The 20,189-nt window shown below is 72.7% G+C and carries 11 protein-coding genes; 6 read left to right on the top strand and 5 right to left on the bottom strand.

What is annotated here, in order from left to right:
* Window positions 1-14: 14 nt before the first annotated feature.
* A complete protein-coding gene (locus GA0111570_RS09110; protein WP_175557415.1) occupies window positions 15-1,394 on the top strand; it encodes a M16 family metallopeptidase in 1,380 nt (459 codons plus the stop codon).
* 86 nt (window positions 1,395-1,480) lie between these two features.
* Here GA0111570_RS09110 and GA0111570_RS09115 read toward each other — a convergent pair whose 3' ends face one another.
* The 4 genes from GA0111570_RS09115 to GA0111570_RS09130 all read right to left on the bottom strand — a co-directional run bounded on the left by GA0111570_RS09115 (window position 1,481) and on the right by GA0111570_RS09130 (window position 6,498).
* Window positions 1,481-4,357 (bottom strand): UPF0182 family membrane protein, encoded by a 2,877-nt coding sequence (locus tag GA0111570_RS09115; protein ID WP_092609627.1) that lies wholly within the window; start codon window positions 4,355-4,357, stop codon window positions 1,481-1,483.
* Window positions 4,358-4,425: 68 nt separating this feature from the next.
* Window positions 4,426-4,962, bottom strand: coding sequence for a PPA1309 family protein (locus tag GA0111570_RS09120; protein WP_092609630.1), 537 nt, complete (start codon window positions 4,960-4,962; stop codon window positions 4,426-4,428).
* A 19-nt stretch (window positions 4,963-4,981) separates the two neighbouring features.
* Window positions 4,982-6,076 (bottom strand): YlbL family protein, encoded by a 1,095-nt coding sequence (locus GA0111570_RS09125; protein ID WP_092609633.1) that lies wholly within the window; start codon window positions 6,074-6,076, stop codon window positions 4,982-4,984.
* Window positions 6,073-6,498, bottom strand: coding sequence for a molybdenum cofactor biosynthesis protein MoaE (locus GA0111570_RS09130; protein ID WP_092609636.1), 426 nt, complete (start codon window positions 6,496-6,498; stop codon window positions 6,073-6,075). The genes GA0111570_RS09125 and GA0111570_RS09130 overlap by 4 nt, the downstream gene beginning before the upstream one ends.
* Before the next feature lie 99 nt (window positions 6,499-6,597).
* Between GA0111570_RS09130 and GA0111570_RS09135 the strand changes: the two genes are divergently transcribed.
* Complete coding sequence (locus GA0111570_RS09135; RefSeq protein WP_092609638.1) at window positions 6,598-8,067, top strand: zinc-dependent metalloprotease; 1,470 nt, start codon at window positions 6,598-6,600, stop codon at window positions 8,065-8,067.
* Window positions 8,068-8,636: 569 nt separating this feature from the next.
* Window positions 8,637-9,632 (top strand): TOMM precursor leader peptide-binding protein, encoded by a 996-nt coding sequence (locus GA0111570_RS18270; protein ID WP_175557416.1) that lies wholly within the window; start codon window positions 8,637-8,639, stop codon window positions 9,630-9,632.
* Here GA0111570_RS18270 and GA0111570_RS09145 read toward each other — a convergent pair.
* Window positions 9,545-11,668 carry an ATP-dependent DNA helicase UvrD2 gene (locus GA0111570_RS09145; RefSeq protein ID WP_092609644.1) on the bottom strand — a complete coding sequence of 708 codons (2,124 nt, stop codon included), beginning with the start codon at window positions 11,666-11,668 and terminating at the stop codon, window positions 9,545-9,547. The genes GA0111570_RS18270 and GA0111570_RS09145 overlap by 88 nt on opposite strands.
* Before the next feature lie 56 nt (window positions 11,669-11,724).
* On the opposite strand from GA0111570_RS09145, the gene GA0111570_RS09150 reads away from it, so the two are divergent.
* Genes GA0111570_RS09150 through recD form a run of 3 tightly spaced genes read left to right on the top strand, consistent with a single transcriptional unit; the run spans window position 11,725 to window position 20,146 of the window.
* Entirely contained in the window at window positions 11,725-14,994 is a 3,270-nt protein-coding gene (locus GA0111570_RS09150) for an exodeoxyribonuclease V subunit gamma (protein WP_139283195.1), read from the top strand.
* Window positions 14,991-18,272 (top strand): UvrD-helicase domain-containing protein, encoded by a 3,282-nt coding sequence (locus tag GA0111570_RS09155; protein WP_092609650.1) that lies wholly within the window; start codon window positions 14,991-14,993, stop codon window positions 18,270-18,272. The genes GA0111570_RS09150 and GA0111570_RS09155 overlap by 4 nt, the downstream gene beginning before the upstream one ends.
* Window positions 18,269-20,146, top strand: coding sequence for an exodeoxyribonuclease V subunit alpha (recD, locus tag GA0111570_RS09160; protein WP_092609651.1), 1,878 nt, complete (start codon window positions 18,269-18,271; stop codon window positions 20,144-20,146). The genes GA0111570_RS09155 and recD overlap by 4 nt, the downstream gene beginning before the upstream one ends.
* Window positions 20,147-20,189: the final 43 nt, after the last annotated feature.

Here is a 20,189-nt window from a genome sequence, read left to right on the forward strand (position 1 = left end):
ACGGGATGCTGCCGATGAGTTCCGACTTCCTGCTGCGACCGCTGCCGGAGCGACCCGCGCTGTCCGAAGCGGCACCGTGGCAGTACCCGCTGCCCACCGACCGCTACCTGGACAACGGGATGCGGGTGGTGGTCCACCACCTACCCGGCCAGCACATCGTCTCGGGTTGCGTGGTGGTCGAGCTGCCCCTCAGCAGCGAGCCGCGACACCTGGAGGGCATCGCCACCATCACCGCCCGCTGCATGGACGAGGGGACGGCCACCCACCCCGGCACCGGCTATGCCGAGGAGCTGGCCAGCGAGGGGGCCGCGCTCTCCCTGGCCGTGGGGCAGGCGGGCCTGCAGGTGTTCCTGGACGCCCCGGTCTCCCGGATGGACCGGGCGCTCGCGCTGTTCGCAGAGGCCCTGGTCCGCCCCACGCTCGCGGCCGAGGACATCGAGCGCCATGTGGACCTCAGGCTCGCCGAGATCGAGCAACTGCTCTCCCGGCCGACCTCCTTCACGCCGATCCTGCTGCGCGCCGTGGTCTTCGAGCCGACCAACCGGGCCCAGCGCCTCATCGGTGGCAACCGGGCGTGCCTGGCGAACATCCGCCCCGACGACGTCTGGGCCTTCCACGGCACCCACCTCGACCCCACCCGGGCCACCCTCGTACTCGGCGGTGACTTCAGCCGCAACGACCCGATGCCGCTGATCGAGTCGGTCTTCGGTCCGTGGCGCGGGATCGGCCTGCCGCCCGCCGCCCACCCCATGCCCACCCCCGGACCGCCGCGCATCGTGCTCGCCGACCGGCCCGGCGCCGTGCAGGCGAACATCGCCCTCGGCGGCATCGGCCCGGACCGCCTCGACCCGGACTGGGCCGACCTCAAGGTGGCCACCCACGCCGTCGGCGGCGCCTTCTGGAGCCGGCTGAACCGGGTGCTGCGCGAGGAGCGAGGCTTCACGTACGGCATCTCGATGGGGATGCTGCCCTTCCGCCGCGGCGGTGCGTTCAACGTCGCCTCCAGCTTCCGGACCGACGTCGCAGCGGCAGCGCTGGACGAGGCACGGGGCCTGATGTCGCTGGAGGACGCCCCACTGACGGCGGACGAGGTGACCGACGCCGTGTCCTACGCCACCGGTCTGGCTCCGCTGGGCTTCGCCACCGCACGGGGGGTGGTCGACCAGACCGCTTCCAACGTCCTCAACGGGCTCCCGCTGGGCCACGTCAACGACCACCTGGCCCGGTTGCGGGCGGTCACCCCGGAATCGGCCACCCGGGCCTACACCGTGATGGCCGACCCCGCCCGGATAAGCATCGTCGTCGCCGGCGACGCGGAGTTGCTGTTGGACCCGCTGTCCGACATCGGGCTGGTCCCCGACGAGGTGGTGCACCCAGAGGACATCGTCGGCTAGTCGCCGGACCGTACGACGAGAGGGCCGGTCGGGGTCTTCCCCGACCGGCCCTCTCGCCGTTGCCCGGTGGCCCGGGCGTGGACGGTTCAGCCGCCCATCGCCGCCTTGGCGCGCTCGACCGCGGCCTGGGCGTCCTGCGTCTTCTTCTGGTACTCGGCGAGGTTGCCCGCCTTCAGCGCCGCATCGGCATCCGCGAACGCCTTCTCGGCATCCGCGACGGCCTGCTGCAGTGCCGCCTGGTCGGGTGCCCCCGGCGTCGTCGGAGTGGACGTCTTGCTGCCCGAGGTGCTGCCGCCGGTCGTCGCCCCCGCCGGGGCGCCGTTCTCCCCCGTGGTGGCGCCGGCATCACCGGCGAAGACCTGGTCGAGGGCCTCCTGCAGCGTCGAGCCGATCCCCACCGACTGGCCGAACCGGGCGAGTACGAACGTCAGGGCCGGGTAGGCGCCGGTCGATCCCTGCCGCTCGGTATAGACCGGCTGGACGTACAGCAGGCCACCACCGACCGGGAGGGTCAGCAGGTTGCCATAGGCCGCCTTCGCGGCCCCCTCGTTCAGGTACGGCCGCAGGCGGGTGGCGACCTGTTCATTGGTGGTCATGGCGTTGAACGTCTGGCCCGGACCATCGATCTGGGTCTGGTCGGACATCCGCAGCACCCGGATCTTGCCGTAGTCCGGGCTGGCCGCGTCGGCGTTGACCGCCATGTACGAGGCCAGGTTGGACCGCCCGTTCGGCACGTACACCGATGTGAGGCTGAAGGTCGGCTTGGCGTCACCGGGCCACTTCACCGACAGGTAGTACGGCTGCTCCTTGTTGCCCTGGCCCGCGACCGGGTCGTCGGGCACCTGCCACAGGTCGGTGCGCTGGTACCACTGGTGCGCATCGGTCATGTGGTAGCGCGACAGCACCTCGCGCTGAACCTGGAACAGGTCCTCGGGGTAGCGCAGGTGGTCGAGCAGCTCCCGGGAGATCTGGTCGCGCCCCTTGATCATGCCGGGGAACGCCTTGCTCCAGGTCTCCATGATCGGGTCCGAGGTGTCCCAGGCGTACAGGTTGACGGTGCCGTCGTACGCGTCGACAACTGCCTTGACCGAGTTGCGCATGTAGTTGACCGAGGTGCCGGTCACCCCGAGTCCGGTGTCCGTCGCCCGGCGGGCGTCGATCGCGGAGTTGAGGTTGACCCGCTGGGCGTTCGGGTAGGTGTTCGACGTGGTGTACCCGTCCACGATCCAGACCAGCCGGCCGCTGACGATCGCCGGGTAGATGTTCGAATCGACGGTCAGCCAGGGGGCAGCTGCCTTGACCCGCTGGGTCGGGGTGCGGTCATAGATGATTCGCGAGTCCTGGTTCACCCGGTCGGACAGCAGGATGTTGGGGTCGGCGAAGCGGATCGCGTACAGCGCCTTGTCCAGGAAGTTGCCGAGCGGCACGCCGCCCTTGCCGTTGTACGTGAACATCTTCGACCCGCCGCTCTGGTCGCCACCGCCGGGGGTGTCGAGCTCGACCGGGGGGCTGCCCGCAGGGGCACCCACGATGGAGTAGTCCGTGTGCAGCTGGCCGAAGTAGATCCGCGGCTCGTGCTCGGACAGCAGTCCGGTCGGCGGGATGTCCTTGGCGATCCAGTCCGGCTCCCCCTCGGCCTGGCGGCGGTTGCCGTACGCGGCGACCATGCCGTAGCCGTGGGTGTAGACAGTGTGGATGTTGTTCCAGCTCTGCGAGTCCAGGCCGGCGAGGTCGATCTCACGGGCGGCGACGACCACGTCGCTCTCCTGGCCGTTCAGGGTGTAGCGGTCGACGTCCAGCTTGGACGGGAACTGGTAGAAGCCGCGCACCTGCTGGAACTGCTCGTAGGCGGGGGCGACCACGTTCGGGTCGATCAGTCGGATACCGGGCAGCGCCTCCGCATCGGCGCGCAGCTGGCCGGGGCTGGTCTGGGTGACCGCCTTGTAGTCCTCGATCGCGACGTCGGAGACCCCGAAGGCCTCACGGGTCGCGGCGATGTGCCGCTCGATGTATGGCTTCTCCTTGTCCGGCTCGTCCGGGTTGACCGAGAAGGCCTGCACCGAGGCCGGGTAGATCAGGCCGAGGATCAGGCTGGAAAGAATCAGCAGGACGACCGAGGCGACCGGGATGGTCCAGCGGCGCATCACCGCATTCGCGAAGAACAGCAGCGCGCACAGGACGGTGATCGCGGCCAGGATCAACTGGGCGGTGACCCGGACGTGGTCATCGGTGTAGCCGATACCGGTGAGGAGCTGGTCGGAGGAGACCTGCAGCCCGTACCGGTCGAAGATCCGCAGGGCGGCGTAGACCAGCAACACCACGCCGATCAGGACCGACAGGTGCACCTGCGCGCCGATCGAGGACCGGGCACCGCGCTCCAAGCGCAGCGCGCCGGACAGGTAGTGGATCACCACGGCCACCAGTGAGCTCAGCACCAGGCAGGTGATCAGGAAGTTGAGCACCATCTTCCAGAACGGGAAGTCGAAGACGAAGAACGCCGGGTTGAGCCCGAAGCCCGCCTCGGGGGCCGCGAACGGGGTGCGGTTCACGAAGGCCAGCACGGTGTCCACGTTGGCGGACATCCCCACGCCGGCGAACAGGCCCAGCACCAGCCCGACCACGATCAGGACCGTACGGAACCGGCCGCTGAACAGCACCTGGCGGTAGTTCTCCAGCAGGCTGCTCTGGGCCGATGGCCGGATGGCCGGCCGTAGCTTCATGGCCACGAGCCCGTTGCCGATCACCAGCCCGGCCATCACCACCAGGCCGGCGACGAAGAGCCCCGACCTGGTGCCCAAGCGGGTGGTGAAGACGCGTTCGTAGCCGAGGTTGCGGTACCAGAGGAAGTCGGTCCACACGGTCGCGGCGAGCGACACCAGCACCATCAGTACCGCCACCACCACCAGTGTGATGAACAGGGGGTGGGGCCTTCGACGATGCGTGGCCGGAGGGGCGGTACTCACGTGACACTTCCTTGCTCGGGTGCGGCGATGGTGGGACGGCTGCCCGCCACCATCCTAGGGCGCAGGTCTCAGCGCAGCGTCTGGCTGAGCAGGGCGGACAGGCCCGGGGCGAGTTCGGGGCCGCCGAGCAGGTCGTCGGGCTCGGTCGCGATCCGGGCCAGGCTCTGCTGCTGGCCGGTGCGCAGCACGCCCGCCACGACCCGGATGTCCTGGCGACGGGGATGCTCGGCGACGTAGCGGGCCGCATCGTCAGGGTCCTGGGGGATGTCCGCCTCCGCGTCGGCCGGGAGGAAAGCCCGCTCGATCACCAGCGCACAGCCCTGGACCGACTCCGGCCACATGATGCCCTGGAGCGCCTCGACGACGTCCTCTCCGGCATGCCAGGTGTCCTGCTCGATGGAGCTGAAGGCGTCCGCCGGCCGGTGCGCGGCGTCGAGGGTCTCGGCCAGGTGCGGTTCGGCGGCGACCAGGTCGGCGGTCCGGACCAGGGCGAACAGCCGTGCCGGCTGGTTCCATCCCAGACCCGCCACGTGGCGCTCGATCTCCATCAGGGCGGCAACCAGCGCATCCGAGGCGTGGTCGGGAGTCGGCTGGGGTTCTGTCATCGGTCCTCCTCAGGACGTTTCACGAGCAGTGCGGCAGGTCGGCGATGGGGGTGGCCGGGTCGGCCAGCAATTTGACCGCCTGGTCGAGGGTGTCCACGGGCACCAGCGGGATGTCGGAGCGCACCTGGTCGGCCTCCGCGCAGTTGCCCCGCGGGATCAGGAACAGGACGGCCCCGGTCTGCTCGGCGCCACGGATCTTCGACTCCAGCCCGCCGATCGACCCGACGGTGCCGTCGGCAGCGATGGTGCCGGTCGCAGCGATCACCCGTCCCCCGGTCAGCGCCCCCGGGGTGAGCTTGTCGTTGACGGCCAGGGCGAACACGAGACCGGCGCTCGGTCCGCCGATGTCCGGGGAGATCCCGAAGCGCACGGTACCGGGGTGGTCGTAGCCGAGGCCGACCGTTGCGCCGATCACCGGGCGGGCGGGATCATCCGGCGCCGCCCGCGTGGGCACCTTGACCTCGATCCGCCGGTCAGCGCGGGCCACGGTGAGGGCGACCGGGTCCCCGACCCGCCGCGCCCGGATCAGCTCGACGGCACGACTCGGCGCATCGACCGGCTTGCCATCGACCGCGACGATGGTGTCCCCCGGCTCCAGCAACCCGTCGGCCGGCGCACCGGTGGTCACCCCAACGACCATCGGCACCTCGGTCACCGTGACCCCGGCGCTGCGCAGGCCGGCCGCGATGGCGGACTGCTGGGCGGTGTCCATCATCCGGGTGCTCTCGGCGGTGCTCTGCTCCTCGGTGGTGCCGGGCGCGTACACGGCAGCGCGCGGCAGGACCTCGCGCCACGGCAACCAGTGGGCCATCAGAGCCGCGGGCAGGGTGAGATGGGCGTCCGCCCGGGTTACGCCGACCGTGGTGAGCCGCAACTGGCCCTCCGTCGGGTAGGTGCGCAGTCCGGAGACCTCCACCGCCTGGCCGGCGCCGGAGGCGCCGGGGCCGAGGACGTCGGCGGTGACCCCCGGGCTCCAGGTGACGTACGGCACCGGGGCCAGCGCGAGGACCAGTGCCAGCGCCACGAAGGTGATCGCCGAGGCGCCTGTCGTGACCGGCGTACCACCGAAGACGTGACGGAACAGTCGGACAGGGTTCAGGGAACGAGCCCTCACAGGCCGACCCAGGAGGTCACGCCATCGTCGAAGGCCTGCCGCTTCCAGATCGGCACCTCGGTCTTGATCCGGTCGATCAGCGTCCGGCAGGCCTCGAGTGCGGAATCCCGGTGCGCGGCCCCCACGGCCACCACGACGGCCGTCTCCCCGACCCCCAGTCGACCCACCCGATGCTCGGCCGCGGCGACCACGGCGTCGTACGACTCCGCGACCTCGGCGATGATCCGCTCCATGGCTTCCTCGGCGCTGGGGTGCGCGGAGTACTCCAGCCAGCGGACAGTGGCTCCCGGACCGGCCTGGTCATGGTCGCGGACCAGTCCGACGAAGAGGCCCACGCCCCCGACGGAGGGATCCGCGACCGCGCGCAGGAGGTCGTCGACGGCGATGGCCTCCGACGTGACGCGAGATCGGGTCCGCAGCATGCGCACGACTGTACCCAATAGCGCCATACCGCCCCGCCGGCCCCTTGCCCGATGCGGTTCAATGGAGGGAGTCAGCACGCCCACGAGCAGGAGTGACACATGGCCGACGATCCTCGCCCCGACGACAAGGACCCGGACGAGGGCAAGCCGGAGGAGAACCCCCTCGAGGAGTTGTTCCGCCAGCTCGGCCTCCCCGGTGCCCCAGGATCCGGCGACACCCCCGATCTCGCTGCCCTGATGCAGCAGCTGCAGCAGGCCTTCGGCCAGATGTTCAGTGCCGGCTCCCCCGGTCCGACCGCCGGTTATGCCGGGTTCGCGCACCCTGGCGGCCCCGTCGGAGCCGCCCCCGGCCAGCCCGGCCAGGTGGACTGGCGCCAGGTCAGCACCGTGGCCCGCAAGGTCTGCGCCGAGCGGGGGGACGACCCGGCTCCCTCGCGCGAACAGCGTGAGAACGTCACCGAGACGGCCCGGATCGCCGATGCCTGGCTGGACCGGTCAACCTCTTTCCCCGCCACCGAGCAGCCCCCGAAGGTATGGAGCCGCTCGGAGTGGATCACCTCGACCCTGCCGGTCTGGGAGCGGATCATCTCCCCCGTCGCGACGAGCTTCGCCGACGCGCTGGCCGACGCCCTGCTGCAGACCGGCGACGAGGGCGGCCCCGCCCCGGAGCTCGCACAGATGGCGGGCATGCTGAAGCCGATGCTGCGCACCAGCGGGGCGATGATGTACGGGCAGAAGGTAGCCGAGGCCCTGGGCCGGCTGGCCTGCGAGGTCCTCGGGCTGACCGACATCGGCCTACCCCTGGGTGACGACGGCGCGGTCGTCCTGGTCCCGGCCAACGTGGACGCCTTCTCCGAGGGACTCGACCAGTCGGCGACCGACATCCGGGTCTACCTGGCCCTGCGGGAGGCCGCCCGGCAGCGCCTGTTCGCAGCCACCCCCTGGCTGCGTCCCCAGCTCCTCTCCCTGTTCGAGCAGTACGCGGCCGGCATCCGGATCGACATGTCGGCGATGGAGGACATCTATCGCGACCTCGATCCGTCCACGATGAACCTGGAGGGCATGCAGGAGGCCTTCGAGAAGATGCAGGGCAGCCTGTTCGAGCCCGTCCGGACGCCAGAGCAGCAGGCTGTGCTGGAACGCCTGGAGACCCTGCTGGCCCTGATCGAAGGATGGGTCGACGACACCGTCACCCAGGCGACCGCTGCCTGGATGCCCGCCGCCCCGGCCCTGGCCGAGACGATCCGGCGCCGGCGCGCGATCGGTGGCCCTGCCGAGGAGGCGCTCAGCACCCTGGTCGGGCTCGAACTGCGCCCCCGCCGGATGCGGGACGCAGCGAACCTGTGGGCGGCGCTCCGCGAGGCGCGCGGCTCCGAGGCCCGCGACTCCCTGTGGTCGCACCCGGACAACCTGCCGACCGCCGCCGGTCTGAACGACCCCCTGGGCTTCGTCGCCGGCGAGGTCGACACCCGGCCGCACCAGGACGTCCCCCCGGCGGAGGCGTACGACATGGACGCGGAGCTGGAGCGGCTCCTCGACCAGGCCGAGGAGGAGCGGGGCAAGGAGTAAGGGCCATCGCCCGGCCCGTGCCGAGCAACGACACGCCGGATGTACACAGGGTTAACCGCACAGGACCGGGTGGTTACAGGTTTCTGTCCACACGTTGACCACAAGATTTCCACAAAGTTGTCCACAGGCCGTGGATAAGGTGTCGCTGTCCGGCGGTCAATAGCAGATTTTGGCTCGCTCATCTTGACGAGGCTCGCGCGACCGCCTAGATTACTCGAAGGAGGCCCTTCGTGGTCGGTATGTTCGCAGGGGAAGGCGAGCAGAATCGATAGCGTGAGGGCCTCCTGCCTGTCCTGCCCCTGACCGTCGGGATCCGGTGACGGCCGCGGGGCTGCCCGAGGGCCGTGCCGGTGTGCCGGTGTTGTCCTCCGGAGGGCAGGTGTTGTCCTACCGAGGGGACGTGTTGTCCGTCGCAACGACGGTGGTGTCCGTTCTCGTGTCCGGCCGCTCCGGCTCTGGTGTCGCCTCGTGCGGCGGCCCACAGTGGTCCCGTGAGCATCCTCGTACCTCCAGCCCCCGTCGCTCCTGCCGCCCCCGTAGTTCCTCCGGTGGCCCTCACCCCTGCGCCCTTGGTCGCTCGTCCCCAACTCCTCGCCGGAGTTCCGGTGATCGACCTGCGCGACGGCAGTGTCCAGGTCGGTTGTGACACCGATCGAGGCCTGCGCATCCCTGCCGCCGCTGACCCCGGCATCCGACGCCTCCTCACCGAGTTGACCGGGCAGCGCACCGTCGCCGGACTCGCCGAGTGGTGTGGACTGGCGCCGCAGGCTGTTGAAGACGTGGTGCGGGAGCTGGAGCGACATCGACTCCTCGCTGTGAACCGTCCACAGGTCGATCCGCTGGCCGGAACACCCCTGGTGCGGGTGGTCGGTGCTGTGCCCGCGGTGGGGGACCTGGTCGTCGGCCTGCTCGGCGCGGGGGTAGGCACGGTGCAGGTGGTCGACCGGCACGGGAGGGCTGCGGCGCTGCTCCCCGAGTTCGTACGGCGCCGAGCGGCGGACGCCACCGCCCTCCGGTCCCGGGTCGAGGTGGTGGACCACCTGGGCCGGAGAGCGTCGCCGCCCGGGACCCCGACCGTACTGGCTCCCGGCAGGCTCGAGCCCGACCCGGCCGACGTTGCGGCCCTGCTGCGCAACGACGACCCGCACGTCGTGGCGCGGCCCCGGCCCGGCGGTGCGCTCCTGGGGCCCTTCGTCGTGCCGGGACACACGTCGTGCCTGGCATGCGCCGACCTGGCCCGGGCCTCGCGCGACCCCTCCTGGGCGGAACAGCGGGCTGGCCTCGCGGCCACCCGGGCGGACATCCCTGATGCCCTGGTCCCGTGGACGGTCAGCACCGTGCTGGCGCAGCTGGCCTGCTGGTCGGCCGGCGGCTCTCCCGACCTGGTGGACCGGACGGTGGAGATGGGCATCCAGGACTGGCGGCAACGGTGGCGGCCCTGGCGACCCCATCCCCGGTGCGGGTGTTGCCGGAGTGCTCAGAGCATCCCGTCAGGGGCCTCGATCGCCCCGTCCTCGTCCACGATGGTCGGGTCGGCGACGATCCGTAGCACGGACGCGCCGTAGCGCTCGGCCTTTGTCGCACCGATCCCGCTGACCGAGCGCAGGGCCTGCTCGTCACCCGGCCGGACCTCGGCGATCGCGAGCAGGGTGGCGTCCGTGAGGATCACGTACGCCGGCATGCTCTGGCCCTTGGCCTCCATCCGGCGCCAGCGGCGCAGCGCCTCGAAGGTCGCCTCGTCGTACTCGACCTGGCAGTCGTGGTGGTGGCCGAGCTTGCGCTCCGCGGCGTCCTGGAGCGGCTTGCCGCAGGCCCGGCAGGTGGCGCTGAGGGCGCTGCGTCGTCGACGGCTACTCCCGGCGCTCCGGGTGGGCGTCGTCCGGTCGGCCGCCGGCATCACGCCCTCGAGGAACCGCGAGGGGCGGCGCCGGCCGTTGCTGCCGGAGCGGGCCCGGGACCAGGAGACCCGCAGGTGCTGGCGGGCGCGGGTGACGCCGACGTACAACAGGCGCCGCTCCTCCTCCAGTGCCTGCGCGCCGGTGGCCAGGACGAAGGGCACCGAACCGTCGTGGACGCCGCTGAGCGCGACGGCGTCCCACTCCAGGCCCTTGGCGGCGTGGAAGGTGGACAGGGTCACCCCGTGGGCGATGGGGGCGTGGTCGGCGGCGGCCCGGGCCTGCAGCACCTCGGCGACGTCGGCCAGGCTGGCCTGCGGGTCCTCGGCCAGCAGATCCCGCACCAGGTCGACCAGGGCCGCGAGGGACTCCCACTTCTCGCGGCGGGAGCCGGTGCCGGTCGGGGCGGTCTCGCGCCAGCCGATCGGCTCCAGCAGCGCCTTGACCTGGTCCAGCACCGGCACCTCGTCGTCCGAGGTCCGCGACTGGGCGCGCAGCAGGCCTATGCCCCGCTTCACCTCGGCCCGGTCGTAGAACCGCTCGGCGCCACGCACCAGGTAGGGGATCCCGGCGGCGTCCAGGGCCTTCTCGATCTGGGGCGACTGGGCGTTGATCCGGAACAGCACAGCCATCTCCCGATGGTCGACCCCTGCCTCGGCCAGACCGGCCAGCCAGGCCGCGATCCCGGCGGCCTCCTCCTCCTCGTCGGCTGCCTCGGCCCAGACCGGCTCCGGCCCGGACGGGCGCTGCGCGACCAGGGCGTGCGGCCCGGACGCACCGATCACCAGGTTGGCGACCTTCACCACCTCGGGGGTCGACCGGTAGTCGCGGACCAGCCGGACGACCGTGGCATCGGGATGCCGGCGGGTGAAGCCGGTCAGGTAGTCCGCACGGGCACCGGCGAACGAGTGGATCGTCTGGGCCGGGTCCCCGACGACGCAGATCTCCTCGGACGGACCACGCCACAGGTTCAGCAGGGCCTGCTGCAGCGGCGAGACGTCCTGGTACTCGTCGACGACCAGGTGCCGGTAGGTGCGCCGGACCTCGTCGGCGATCACGGCGTTCTCCTCCAGCAGGGCGGCACAACACAGCAGGATGTCCTCGAAGTCGATCACCCCGCTGTCCGCCTTCAGCCGCTCGTACCCGGCGAACACCCGGGCGATCGTCTCCGGTTCCAGCCCGGACACCTCGCGGCCGGTCCGGCGGGCGACCGCCGGATAGTTGTCCGCGTCGGCGTTCGACACCTTCGACCAGCCGATCTCGCCGAGCAGGTCACGGACCATCCCCTGGTCGGTCTCGATCCGCAGCCGCCGGGCCGCCTCCACCACCAGGGCGTACCGATTGTCCGCCAGCGGAGGGAGGGGACGGCCGTACGCCTTGGGCCAGAAGTACTGGGCCTGGCGAAGCGCAGCGGAGTGGAACGTCCGGGCCTGTACTCCGTGCGCCCCCAACTCCTGCAGCCGTCCGCGCATCTCCCCCGCGGCCCGGTTGGTGAACGTGACAGCGAGCACCTGGGTCGGCGCGTACGCCCCCTGGGCCACCCCGTACGCGATCCGGTGGGTGATCGCACGGGTCTTGCCGGTGCCCGCCCCTGCGATGACGACGACCGGTCCGGTGATGCTGGTGGCGACGGCACGCTGCTCCGGATCGAGGTTCTCCAGGAGCGATTCGGCCGAGGGCACGTCGGAGGTGGGAGGGACAGGCATGGCTCTCACTCTAGGTGGCCGTCGTGACAGTGCCCTCCCCTAAAGTGGTGGCCATCATGACGAACACCCCCACGACCACCCGTCCGACCGTCCACACGGCGGCCGATGCGGAGGTCGTCGCCGATGCCCTGGCCACCCACCTCGCCGCCTCCCCGGTGGGCGTCTTCGACCAGCTGCTGGTCACCTGCGAGGGCCCCGGGACCCAGCGTTGGCTGGCCCACTGGCTGACCCGCCGGCTCGGTATCGCCGCAGGGATCTCGATGCCGCCGTTCCGGTCCTGGGCGTACGCGCTCGTCGGCCGGATGGCCGGGATCGATCCCGACACCGATCCCTGGGCCCCGCACCGCCTGGCCTGGCACGTGCTGGCCCAGCTCGAGCGGGCCGACCGCTGGGCCGGTACCCCGCTGGAGGCCGACCGGACCCCCGGCGGGACCATGGCACTGGCCGGGCACCTGGCGGACGTCCTGCTGGACTACTCCCGCCGCCGACCCGCCCTGCTGGCGCGCTGGTCGGCCGGGGCCGACGACGGTGTCCCGGTCGAGCTGGCCTGGCAGCCGCAGTTGTGGCGCGACCTGCTGGCGGATCCCGCCACGGGTGCGGTGCCTGACCCGGTGGCACGGATCGCGTCGGCCCTTGACGCGCTGCGGTCCGGGCCCGCGCCGGACCTTCCCGACGACCTCCACCTCTGGGCACCGGGGGCCCTCAACGCCGGCGACATCGCCCTGCTCGGCGCGCTCGCCGACCACCACGGGGTCCACCTGTGGTGGCCGGGGCTCCCGGAGACCACCGACCACCCGCTGCTCACCGCGCTGCACCGCGAGACCTCCGCGGGCCTCGAGGCGCTCGCCGCCGCCGGGGCCCGGACCCGCAGACTGCCGTCCCCGGGAAGGACGAACCGCTCCGGAGCGACGTCCTTCCCCACCCGGCCCCGACTGCTCGACCGGCTGCGCCAGGACCTGGCCCGGGGTGTCGGCGGCCCGGCCGAGCCCCTCGATCCGGGGGACACCAGCATCACGCTGCACTCCTGCCACGGCCCGGACCGGCAGGCGGAGGTGCTGCGTGACGTCCTGTGTGGCCTGCTCGTCGACGACCCGACCCTGGAACCCCGCGACGTGCTCGTCGCGGTCGCCGACCCGGCCCTGTTCCCCGTGCTCGAGGCCGCCTTCGCCCAGGTCGACCTGCCCGGGACCCCCGGCCACCCGGCCCGTACGCTGCCGGTCCGGTTCGCCGACCCCGAGCTGCGCGACCACAACCAGCTGGTCGCCTGCCTGGTCCAGGCCCTGCGGCTGGGCCGCGGCCGGGCCACGGCGACCGAACTGGCGTCCTTCCTCGCCGCCGAACCGGTGGCCCGGCGGTTCGGCCTGGACGAGGACGACGTCCGCCGGGCCCACGACCTGGTCGCCGCCGCCGGCGTGCGCTGGGGGATGAACACGACCCACCGCAGCGGGTTCGGCCTGGAGGGGCTGGGCGCGAACACCTGGCTGACCGGCCTGAACCGGATGCTGGTCGGGATCGCGATGTCGGAGGACGGCTCGCACGCCGTGCGGAGCGCACTGCCGCTGGACGACGTCGGGTCCTCCGACATCGACGTGGTCGGTGCGGTCGCCGAACTGATGGTCCGGCTGATCCGGCTCGCGCGCGACGCGGCCGGGACGCACACCCCGGCGGAGTGGCTCGCCATCTGCCGCGAGGCGATCCAGCAGCTGATGGCACCCGCCCCGGACGACGGCTGGCAGCTGGACCACGCCTGGCAGGTGCTGGCCGACATCGCGGAGGCGGCGCCCGCGGACGCGCCGCGGATCGACCTGGACGACCTGCTGGACCTGCTGGCGGACGCCGCCCGGGGACGCGTGCCCCGCTCGGCCTTCCGGTCCGGTGCCGTGACGGTTTGCTCGCTGTGGCCGGCGCGCCACGTCCCGCACCGGGTGGTCTGCATCGTCGGGCTCGACGACGGGATGCTGCCGCGCCCCGAGCGGATCGACGGCGACAACGTCGTCGACCTGGCGCCCTTCCCCGGCGACCCCGGGCCCCGCCACCGGGACCGCCAGGTCTTCCTCGACCTGCTCCGCTCGGCCCGCGACCACCTGGTGCTGACCTGGACCGGCGCCGACCCCCGCTCGGGCGAACATCGCCCGCCGGCCGTCGCCGTCGCGGAACTGCTCGAGACCCTCGAGACGATGGTCACGCTGCCGGACGGCCTCCGGGTGCAGGATGCCCTTGTCGCCCGCCACCCGCTGCAGCCGTACGCCCCCGCCTCGTTCGGCGACCCGGCGACCGCCCGCTACCGCGCCGCGGCCCTGTCGGGGTTCGACCCGTCGGCCGCGGCGGCGGCCCGCACGCTGCTGCGGACCATGCCCGCGACCCGGCCTGCCGCTCCCGAGGGTCCGTTGGCGACCCGGCTCGAGGTGCCGGCCTGGCAGTGGGAGGGCGGCGTCGTGCCGCTGGCGGACGTCGTGGACATGCTGGCCCACCCGGCCCGTACGTTCCTGAAGCGCCGCGCCGGCTTCACCCACTGGCGCACCGAGGACGACGAACGGGACGCGATCCCGCTCGAGCTGGACGGCCTGGGGATCTGGGCGGTGGGCAGCCGGGTGCTGGCCGCCACCCTGCGTGGTGACCTGCTGGACGACGCCCTGCGGGCCGAGCACCTGCGAGGCACCCTGCCGCCGGGAGCTGCCGGGGCCGGGATCCTGGACCGGGTGCGCACCGATGTGGAGCGGATCCTTCGCGAGTCCGGCCCGCTCCGGGCCGAGGCCCCGGTGACCAGGCATGTCCGGGTACCACTGCCGGCCACCGGCCTGGTGCTCAGCGCCGACGTCACCCTCCGGGGCGGGTCCGTCGTCTCCGTGGCGTACGGGCGGGTGAGTGCCCGGCATCGGTTGACCGGATGGTTCGACCTGCTGGCGCTGGCCGCCGCCGGTGCCCTGGACGGTTCCCGGGCCCACCTGTTCGGTCGCAAGGACCACCTGTGCCTGACCGCCCCGGACCGGGGGGCGGCGCTGGCCCTCCTCGACCGGTGGGTGGGCGTGGCCACCGTCGGCCTGGACACCCCGCTGCCACTGCCACTGAAGACCGGTGCGCTGCTCGCGACGACCGTACGATCCGGCACCAGCGCAACGGACCTCGCCGGCCAGCGCGGCCTGCGCCAGTCCTGGAAGGACGAGCAGGACGCCAACTGGCAGCTGCTGTGGGGACCCGACCTGGCCGACCTCGTCCGGGCCCCGCGACCCCAGGGCCTGGACCCGATCGGCGACGAGCCGGTCTGGATGGCCGACCTGGCCCGAGGCCTGTGGTCCCCCATCGATCGTGCGGAGGAACGCCGATGACCGTGCACGCGGGGCCGCACCCCTCCGCCCTCGACCTGACCGCCGACCTGCCCTCGGGCACCACCCTGCTGGAGGCGAGCGCGGGCACCGGCAAGACGCACACCATCGCCTCGCTGGTCGTCCTCACCGTCGCCCGGGGCACCCCCCTGCGTTCGGTCCTGTTGATCACCTTCACCCGCAAGGCCGCGCGCGAGCTGCGTGACCGGGTCCGGCAGCGGATGGGCGACGCGCTGGCGACGTTGGCGGGGCGCCGGCCGGAGGGTGCCGATCCTCTGTGGGAGGCGCTGCTCGCCGGTGACCGCGAGCTCTCCGCGGCCCGGCTCCGCGCCGGCCTGGCCGACTTCGACGGAGCCACCATCTCCACGATCCACGAGTTCGCCGGCTCGATGCTGGGCCGGCTCGGGCTGCTTGCCCACCGCCGCCCCGACAGCGAACTGCTCGCCGACGAGTCGGCCCTCGTCGCAGCGGTCACCGACGACCTGTACCTGGCCCGCTACGGCGCGTCGGCAAAGCCGTCGTTCAGTCGGCAGGAGGCGGGCGAGATCGTTGCCAGGGCCGTCGCGAACCCGTTCGCCGCCATCGTCCCGGATCCGGCCCAGCACCCGGTGGCGGCCGAGCGGGTCGACTTCGCCGCACGGGCACGCCAGGAGTTCGGGCGCCGACTGGAGGCTGCCGGCCGCTACACGTACGACGACCTGATCGGCGGACTGGCGGCGGCCCTACGGCACCCGAGCACCGGGGAGGCGACCGCCGCCCGGCTGCGCGCGGCCTACCGGGTGGTGATGGTCGACGAGTTCCAGGACACCGATCCACGACAGTGGGAGGTACTGCGCTCGGCGTTCCACGGGCACAGCGACCTGTATCTGATCGGGGACCCCAAGCAGGCCATCTACGGGTTCCGTGGCGGTGACGTCCAGACCTACCTGGCCGCGGCCCGGGAGGCCGACCAGCGACACACGCTGGACACCAACTGGCGCTCCGACGAGTCGGTCGTCCGTGGGATCACCTCTCTGCTCGCGGGGACGGCCCTCGGCGATCCGGACATCACCGTCGTCCCGGTGACCGCCCGGCACCGCGGCACCCGGCTGCACGACCCGGTCGGCACGCCCGCACCGGGGGTCTCGTTGCGGGTGGTCACCAAGCCCTATCGCTACATCACCGCCCAGCGCGAACGGATCCGCCACGACGTGGTCGCCGTCGCCGCACGGTTGCTCACCGACGGGACCGCCATCGACACGGCGGACGGTCCCCGCCCGGTCCACCCGGGTGACATCGCCGTGCTGGTCCGTTACAACACGGCCGCCGAGCAGGTCGCCGAGCGACTCGTCCGGCACGGCATCCCGGCGGTGGTGAACGGGGCCGACAGCGTGCTGCGCTCCCCCGCCGCCGGACACTGGCGCGACCTGCTCGCCACCCTGGTCGACCCCCAACCGGCCGCCGTGCACCGGCTCGCGCTGGGCCCGTTCGTCGGCTGGCCGCTCGAGGACCTGGTCCGGGCGGACGAGGACGCCGTTGCCGGGCTGTTCATCCGGGCGCGCAGCTGGGGCCAGCTGTGGGAGACCCACGGGGTGGCGGCGGTACTGGAGGCGGCCCTCAGCGAGGGTGACCTGGCCGCCTCCTCGATCGGTCGCACCGGTTCGGAGCGCGAGATCACCGACCTGCGACACGTCGGGCAACTGCTGCACCAGGCCGAGACCGGCAGCCACCTCGCCCCCCGCGGACTGCTCGCCTGGCTGGAGCGACAGATCTGCGCGCGCCGGTCGGCGGGTGACGACGAGCAGACGCTGCGGCTGGAGACGGAGGCCGAGGCGGTCCAGGTGATCACGGTCCATTCGGCCAAGGGCCTGGAGTTCCCGATCGTGCTGCTCCCCGACATGGCCGACAAGTCCGACCGGCACGGGACCGACGTCCCCGAGGCATTCACGGTCCACGACCCGGCCGGCGATCGCCTGGTCGACGTCGGTGGCCGGCGCGAGACGTCGTCCCGGGCCCGCCACCAGAGGGCCCGGGAGGAGGAGGCCGGGGAGGAGCTGCGGCTGCTGTACGTCGCGATGACCCGGGCCAGCTCCCAGGTGGTGCTCTGGTGGGCCCCGCACGAGACCCATGCGGCGGCTTCCCCCTTGCACCGCGTGTTGTTCGGGGAGCGCGACGCCGACGGAATGGTCCCCCTGCTGGTGCCGGTCGCTGCCGACCAGCGTCCGCCGGAGTTCGCCGGCGTGGTCACCTCGTACGTCGATGCCGACCCCACCCCGATCGCGTCCGCCGCCCGGCCACTGCCGGATGTGCCGGTGGTGCTGCGGCGGTTCGGACGGCCGGTCGACACCGCCTGGCGCCGGACGTCGTACTCCGGACTCACCGCGGCCCAGCACGCCGAGCCGCACGAGGTCCCGGGGGCCGGCGACGAGCCCGGTGTCGAGGACATCGGGGCGCTCGCCGACACGACGGTGCCGGGCACCTCGCCGTGGACCGACCTGCCCAGCGGCGCGCGGTTCGGCACCCTGGTGCACGAGGTCCTCGAGGCCTGGGACCCGGCGGCCGCGGACCTGGGGGGCATCGTCCCTTCGCTGGCGGCCCGGGCACCGGTGGAGGGTCTTGACCCCGGCCTGCTGGTCACGGCCCTGGACCGGGCGACCCGTACGCCGCTGGGCGGCGACCTGTCCGGACTGTCGCTGGCCGACGTGCCGCTGCGCGACCGGCTCAGCGAGCTGGACTTCGAGCTGCCGCTGACGGGCGGCGACCGGCCCGGACCCGCGACGGTGGTCGCCGACATCGCCGACTGCCTGGACCGGCACCTGGCACCGGACGATCCCCTGGCCACGTACGCCGACCGGCTCCGCGAGCCGGGCCTGGGCGACCAGGTGCTGCGCGGGTTCCTCACCGGCAGCATCGACGCCGTGCTGCGGGTGCCCGGGACCGATCCGCGGTTCGTGGTCGTCGACTACAAGACCAACCGGCTCGGACCACCGGCCGGGGAGGCACCCCTGCCGCTGGCCGCGTACACCCCCGATCGGCTCGCCGAGGCGATGATGGCCGCGCACTACCCGCTGCAGGCGCTGCTCTACTGCGTCGCCCTGCACCGCTACCTCGGCTGGCGGCTGCCCGGCTACCGACCCGAGCTGCACCTGGGCGGGATCCGGTACCTGTTCGTCCGCGGCATGGCGGGCCCCGACACCCCGATGGTGGCCGGCGTCCCGTGCGGCGTCTTCGCCTGGCGTCCCACGCCGGCGCTGGTCACCGAACTGTCCGACCTGGTGACCGAAGGAGGTCCTGCGAGATGACCAGCGTGATCGCGACCGGGCTGGTGCAGCAGTTCGACGAGGCCGGGGTGTTCGGCCCGGCGGACGTGCACACCGCCCAGCAACTGGCCTTTCTCGGGGGCGCAACGGATCCGCGCGTCGCCCTGGCGATCGCCCTGGCGGTCCGTGCCGTCCGCGGCGGCTCGGTGTGCATCGACCTGGCCACTGTCCGGGACGCCGTCTTCGAGAGCGACGAGACCCAGGTCGACGTGGCCTCCCTGCCCTGGCCGGACACCGCCGAGTGGCTGGAGTGCCTGCGGTCCACCCCGCTGGTGAGCATCGGGCACGACGGCCCGGCCGGCAGGCCGTTGCGCCTGGACGGCACCCTGCTCTACCTGGAGCGGTACTGGCGTGACGAGCAGTTGGTCCGGACCGATGTCGCGATCCGACGCAGCACCCCCCGGGCCGGGCTCGACCTGGCCGGGGTCACGGCGACCCTGCGACAGGTGTTCCCCCGCGTCGAGGGGCCGGACGGGCTGGCCGCCGGTGAGCCGGACCACCAGCTCGCCGCGGCCGCCACCGCCGTGGCGACACGGCTGTGCGTCCTGCAGGGCGGCCCCGGCACCGGCAAGACGTCCACGATCGCCAAGATCCTGGTCGTCCTGGCCACGCACGAGCCGGACCTGCACATCGGCCTCGCCGCTCCCACCGGCAAGGCGGCGGCCCGGATGGGCGAGGCGGTGAAGGAGGCGCTGGCCCACGTCGGCACGGCCGACCCCGCGGTGGTCGAGCGGCTCGGCCGGCTCCATGCCACGACCCTGCACTCGCTCCTCGGCTGGCGCCGGGACAGCACCACCCGGTTCGCGCACGACCGCACCCTCCCGCTGCCGTACGACGTGGTCGTGGTCGACGAGATGTCGATGGTCTCGCTGTCCCTGATGGCGCGGCTGCTGGAGGCCACCCGACCCGACGCCCGGTTGGTGCTGGTCGGTGATCCCGACCAGCTGGCATCGGTGGAGGCCGGCGCCGTCTTCTCCGACATCGGGGCGCTGGCCCGCGCGCAGGAACCGACCGGCCTGGGCATGGCCGCCACCAGGGACCTGCTGGTCCGGCTGGTCGATCCGGTCGACCTGCCCGCCGTCGCCCGGCCCGGCGTGGTCGAGCTGGCGCACAACTGGCGCTTCGCCGACCAGGGCCGGATCGCGCAGCTTGCCCGCGCCGTCCGCGACGGCGACCCGGCCGCCGTCGGCGCGCTGCTGGACTCCCTGGGACCGGACGACAACGTGACCTTCACCCCGATCACCCGGGGCCTCCAGGATCCGGCGTACGGATCACTGCGCGAGCGGCTGGAGACCTGGGGCGGTGAACTGGAGCACCGGGCCCGGCTGGGCGATGCCGAAGGAGCGCTCGCCGTCCTCGACCGGCATCGCCTGCTGTGCGCGCACCGACGCGGCCCGGCGGGGGTGGCGACCTGGAACAGGCTGGCCCGCACCTGGCTGCGCCGCGGCGCGGACGAGTTGACCTCCATCGGCGAGCCACTGATGGCCACCCGTCGCGACCGGGCCCTGCAGGTCTTCAACGGGGACGTCGGCGCGATCGTGGCCACTCCGACCGGCCCGCGGCTGGCACTGGCGGACCCGCACGGCACCTCCGTACGCCACCTGTCGCCGATGCAGCTGTCCGGACTGGTGCCGATGTACGCCAGCACGGTACACAAGGCGCAGGGCAGCCAGTTCGAGGCTGTCTCGGTGGTGCTCCCGGAGGCGGATTCGCCCCTGCTCACCCGCGAGCTGCTCTACACGGCGATTACCCGGGCCTCCCGGTCGGTGCACCTGTACGGCTCCCGCGAGGCGCTGATGACGGCGGTGACCCGACGGGCGAACCGGGCCTCGGGCCTGGCCATCGTCCGGGACTGAGCAAGGCGTCGCGGCTGGGTCGACTCCGCCCGGAGCCCGCGAT

Origin of the sequence: Raineyella antarctica, from assembly GCF_900092135.1 — a bacterium.
Classification (GTDB): Bacteria; Actinomycetota; Actinomycetes; order Propionibacteriales; family Propionibacteriaceae; genus Raineyella; species Raineyella antarctica.

Coding starts and splice junctions, on each gene's coding strand:
- GA0111570_RS09150 (WP_139283195.1), top strand. CDS start 11,725: ATGACGAACACCCCCACGACCACCCGTCCGACCGTCCACACGGCGGCC.
- GA0111570_RS09120 (WP_092609630.1), bottom strand. CDS start 4,962: ATGACAGAACCCCAGCCGACTCCCGACCACGCCTCGGATGCGCTGGTT.
- recD (WP_092609651.1), top strand. CDS start 18,269: ATGACCAGCGTGATCGCGACCGGGCTGGTGCAGCAGTTCGACGAGGCC.
- GA0111570_RS09145 (WP_092609644.1), bottom strand. CDS start 11,668: ATGCCTGTCCCTCCCACCTCCGACGTGCCCTCGGCCGAATCGCTCCTG.
- GA0111570_RS09135 (WP_092609638.1), top strand. CDS start 6,598: ATGGCCGACGATCCTCGCCCCGACGACAAGGACCCGGACGAGGGCAAG.
- GA0111570_RS09130 (WP_092609636.1), bottom strand. CDS start 6,498: ATGCTGCGGACCCGATCTCGCGTCACGTCGGAGGCCATCGCCGTCGAC.
- GA0111570_RS09110 (WP_175557415.1), top strand. CDS start 15: ATGAGTTCCGACTTCCTGCTGCGACCGCTGCCGGAGCGACCCGCGCTG.
- GA0111570_RS09155 (WP_092609650.1), top strand. CDS start 14,991: ATGACCGTGCACGCGGGGCCGCACCCCTCCGCCCTCGACCTGACCGCC.